This window comes from Parasphingorhabdus sp., assembly GCF_036964675.1.
In the GTDB taxonomy this organism is placed as follows: Bacteria; Pseudomonadota; Alphaproteobacteria; order Sphingomonadales; family Sphingomonadaceae; genus Parasphingorhabdus.
This window is the reverse complement of sequence record NZ_JBALTF010000149.1, coordinates 1-771: the sequence shown is the minus strand read 5'-3', so window position 1 is coordinate 771 and position 771 is coordinate 1. Positions and strand designations below refer to the sequence as shown.

The 771-nt window shown below is 56.7% G+C and carries 1 protein-coding gene and 1 tRNA gene; one reads left to right on the top strand and one right to left on the bottom strand.

What is annotated here, in order from left to right:
* A partial coding sequence (locus V7665_RS13650) for a peptidylprolyl isomerase (protein ID WP_442955236.1) occupies positions 1-366 on the bottom strand: 366 nt, incomplete at its 3' end.
* A 219-nt stretch (positions 367-585) separates the two neighbouring features.
* Here V7665_RS13650 and V7665_RS13645 point away from each other — a divergent pair.
* Positions 586-673, top strand: a tRNA-Ser gene (locus V7665_RS13645).
* Positions 674-771: the final 98 nt, after the last annotated feature.

Here is a 771-nt window from a genome sequence, read left to right as displayed (position 1 = left end):
CTCGCCCGATTCCGGATTGTCGTAACCGGCATCCCCCCATTGCACGACATAATTGTCCTGTACCCGGTTGATGCTGGTGCCATCCCACCAGCGCGCGGTGGCGAGCTTGCGGATATTGCGGATCCATCCTTGCGAGAATGGTTCCGGCATCAGCTGGATGACCACGCGGCGGGTATTGCCGTCGGTATCGGGCGCCAGGTCCATGACCAGCAGGTCGCTGGGCGCGATCTTCAGCCAGTCGCTGGCCGGGGCCGCCTCGACAATGGCATTGGGGCTGGGATATTCGGGCTTCTCGGTTTCCTGAGCCGAAAGCGGTGCCGCCATGGCGAGCGCCGCGAGCGATGCTATGGAGAATAATCCGTTCATGTAAAGAGCCCCGCTGCTTGTCGTTAGTCCTGAGCCTGTCGAAGGACGCCTTACGTCTTGCGGCGTGGTTCGACAGGCTCACCACTAACGGATTAAATTTCCAACATTCCGTTATCCGCACCCTAACCCGACACAATCACTTGCGAAAGCGCGAATCCCGCACTAGGGAAGCGGCGCTGTCTGATATTCGACCAGATTCACGGGTCAGACGGTTTTTGCGGAGACGTGGCAGAGTGGTCGATCGCGCACGCTTGGAAAGCGTGTATAGGGCAACCTATCGAGGGTTCGAATCCCTCCGTCTCCGCCACTAATTAATGCTAAGATATTATAAAACAACAAAAATAACCCCATCCTAATTGTCCGGCCCCACTTAGGGCCCCATTTTGTTGTTTCAACCAATGCACA